We start from the raw sequence: 3,439 nt of genomic DNA, 5'->3' as shown, positions 1-3,439 counted from the left end.
GGAGGTAAGGAATCCCTGCTCCGGATTTTCCGCGTACGGGCGCCCTTCCAGGGCGTGGCCTTGACGCTCGTTCTGATGCGTCGCTTTGGGCAGCGTTTCGCCGGCGGCGACTGCGAGCTGCCAGGCAACCAGGTCTTCGCCGGTAATCATTTCCGTCACCGGGTGCTCGACCTGCAGGCGAGTGTTCATTTCCATGAAGTAGAACTGGCCATCGGGTCCGTACAGAAACTCGACGGGTCCGGAACCGCGATAATCAATGGCCGTGGCGGCCTGAACAGCGGCGTTGCCAAAGGCGTCCCGGGTGGCCTCGTCCAGTCCTGGTGCCGGTGCTTCCTCGATGATTTTCTGATGGCGGCGCTGCACCGAACAGTCGCGCTCGAAAAGGTGTACGGCGTTGCCGTGATTGTCGGCGAATACCTGCACTTCCACATGGCGAGCCGTGGGCAGATAGCGCTCCAGCAGTACCCGGTCATCGCCGAAGGCACCGCGGGCTTCGCGGCGTGCCGCCGCCAGCGCTTCGGAAAACTCGTTGGCGTTGTTGACCACACGCATGCCCTTGCCACCCCCGCCGGCCACCGCCTTGATCAGAAGCGGAAAACCCACCTGCTCACTGGCACGAATCAGGTCATCATCACTGGCGCCTTCTTCATCGAAACCGGGCAATACCGGTACGCCACTGGTCGCCATCAATTGCCGGGCGGCGGCCTTGTCGCCCATGACCTCGATGGCGCGGGCATTGGGGCCGACAAAAATGATGCCGGCGTTTTCACAGGCGGCGGCAAAGGCAGTGTTCTCTGACAGGAACCCGTAACCCGGGTGAATGGCATCGGCGCCGGTATCTCTGGCGGCGGCGATGACCTTGTCGATCACCAGGTAGCTTTCCCGCGCTGGTGCCGGGCCCAGGCAGACCGCCTGATCGGCTTCACGCACATGGGGCAGGGTGGCATCCGCTTCCGAGTAGACCGCCACGGTGGCAATGCCTTGCTGGCGGCAGGTACGGATAATACGCCGGGCAATTTCGCCACGGTTGGCGATCAGGAGTTTTTTTATCTGTGCCATGTGTTATTGCCTTTGTCCTGCCGTAGGAGCGTTGCTGGTCGCGCGATTGCGGCGTGGGTTGCCACGCTGCCAGCGACGCGCCTACGGATAGTGGGTCAGATCCAGTTCGCTGTGCGTTTTTCAAGAAAGGCACTGAGTCCTTCCTGGCCTTCTTCGCCGGTACGCAGCCTGGCGATCAGGTCGGCGGTGTCGTTGAGCATGCTCTGATCGATAGAGCCATCGCTGACGCGGGCGATCAGGTTGCGGGCTTCGATCTGGGCTTGGGGGCCGGCGCTGAGCAGGGCGGTGATGAGGCTGTTGACTGCCTCATCCAGTTCGCTTTCCGGTACCACTTCATGGGCAAGCCCAAGCGCGACCGCCTTGCTGGCAGGAATGACCTCGGCGGTCATAAAATAGCGATTGGCCTGGCGGGCGCCCATGGCGCGGACCACATAGGGGCTGATCACTGCCGGTACGATGCCCAGCTTTACTTCGCTGAGGCAAAAGCGGGCATTGTCCGCTGCCACCGCCATGTCGGCGGCGCAGATCAGGCCCAGAGCGCCTCCGAAGGCGGCGCCCTGCACCCGGGCGATGACCGGCTTGGGGCACTGGTCGATGGCCTGCATCAGTCGCGCCAGTTTCAGTGCATCGTCGCGGTTCTGCTGCGCATCCAGCTTGCCCATGGCGCGCATCCAGTTGAGATCTGCGCCGGCAGAAAAATGTTTGCCGGCGGCCTGCAACACCACAACGCGCACACTGTCATCGCTGCCTGTTTTCTCAAAGGCCTCGGTCAGCAACGCAATAATGGTATCGTCGAAGGCGTTGCGTTTGTCCGGGTTATCCAGGGTGATTCTGGCCACCGAACCTTCAATTTGTATTGCTACGCTCATATCCTGCTCCAGGTTTTGGGGGGCGGACGTCCAACCAGAATCACATCCGGAACACGCCGTAGCGTGTCTCTTCAATGGGAGCATTGAGGCTGGCGGAGATCGCGAGTCCCAGGACATCGCGAGTATCGGTGGGGTCAATCACCCCGTCGTCCCACAGTCGTGCGCTGGCATACCAGGGTTGCGCCATCTCTTCGTAGCGCTCGGTCATGTCTGCCTGGAACGCGGTTGCTTCCTCGTCACTCCATTGCTGACCCTTCTTCTTCAGCGAGGCCTGCTTCACCTGGGTGAGCACACTGGCAGCCTGCTCTCCACCCATCACGCAAATACGGGCATTGGGCCACATGAACATGAAGCGCGGATCGTAGGCGCGCCCGCACATGCCGTAATTGCCGGCACCGAAGCTGCCACCGGTGATTACGGTGAATTTGGGGACGCTGGCACAGGCCACGGCGTTGACCATTTTGGCACCGTGCTTGGCGATACCTTCGGATTCGTATTTCTTGCCCACCATGAAACCGGTGATGTTCTGCAGGAACAGCAGCGGAATCTTTCGCTGGTTGCACAGCTCGATAAAGTGCGCGCCTTTCTGGGCAGATTCGGAGTAGAGCACGCCGTCGTTGGCGAGAATGCCCACCGGGTAGCCGTGGATATGGGCAAAGCCGCACACCAGGGTGGTGCCGTAGCGAGCCTTGAATTCATCCAGTTCGGAGCCGTCTACCATACGGGCAATCAGTTCCCGCGCCGGCATGGGCTGGCGGGTAGTGGTGGGGATGACGCCGTATAGCTCGCTGGGATCGTAGGCCGGCGGGCGGACCGGTTGACGGTTTACCTGATCCGATTTATGCCAGTTCAGGTGCGCGATGGAACGGCGTGTCAGCTCCAGAGCATGGGGTTCGTCGTCGGCCAGATGGTCGGCCACGCCGGATTGCTCGCAGTGCATGTTCGCGCCGCCCAGCTCTTCGGCGGTGACCACCTCGCCGGTGGCGGCCTTCACCAGTGGTGGGCCGGCCAGAAAGATGGTGGCCTGTTCCTTCACCATGATCACTTCGTCGGCCATGGCCGGTACGTAGGCGCCACCAGCAGTGCAGGAGCCGAGCACCACACTGATCTGGGGAATGCCCCGGGCGGACATGTTGGCCATGTTGAAGAAGATGCGGCCGAAGTGATCCCGGTCCGGGAAAACTTCGTCCTGACGGGGCAGGTTGGCGCCGCCGGAATCCACCAGATAGACACAGGGCAGACGGTTTTCGGCGGCAATGGCCTGGGCGCGCAGGTGTTTCTTCACGGTCAGTGGGTAGTAGCTGCCGCCTTTTACCGAAGGGTCGTTGGCGACGATCATGCATTCCACGCCGTGGATTTGACCGATGCCACTGACACAGCCCGCTGCCGTAACGTCTTCACCACAGAGTCCTTCGTCGGCCAGGGCGGAAATCTGCCGGAACGGTGAGCCCGGGTCCAAGAGCAGATTGGTCCGCTCGCGCACAGGCAGTTTGCGTCATTCGCGCAGCCGC

At 61.8% G+C, this 3,439-nt stretch carries 2 protein-coding genes and 1 pseudogene; all 3 read right to left on the bottom strand.

Annotated features, from left to right (window positions below):
* A partial coding sequence (locus ACFE0K_RS04130; RefSeq protein WP_434534854.1) for an acetyl-CoA carboxylase biotin carboxylase subunit occupies positions 1-1,059 on the bottom strand: 1,059 nt, incomplete at its 3' end.
* A gap of 95 nt (positions 1,060-1,154) precedes the next feature.
* Positions 1,155-1,928, bottom strand: a complete 774-nt coding sequence (locus tag ACFE0K_RS04125) for an enoyl-CoA hydratase/isomerase family protein (protein WP_434534853.1) — start codon at positions 1,926-1,928, stop codon at positions 1,155-1,157.
* Between the two features lie 40 nt (positions 1,929-1,968).
* Positions 1,969-3,420 (bottom strand): annotated as a pseudogene (locus ACFE0K_RS04120) (carboxyl transferase domain-containing protein); the annotation flags it as partial.
* Positions 3,421-3,439: the final 19 nt, after the last annotated feature.

The sequence above is a fragment of the Alcanivorax sp. genome, from assembly GCF_051117345.1.
Classification (GTDB): Bacteria; Pseudomonadota; Gammaproteobacteria; order Pseudomonadales; family Alcanivoracaceae; genus Alcanivorax.
This window is presented reverse-complemented; position numbering and strand designations above follow the sequence as displayed.

What these genes read in the sequence shown, in the direction of transcription:
- ACFE0K_RS04125 (WP_434534853.1), bottom strand. Translation starts at nt 1,928, where the DNA reads ATGAGCGTAGCAATACAAATTGAAGGTTCGGTGGCCAGAATCACCCTG.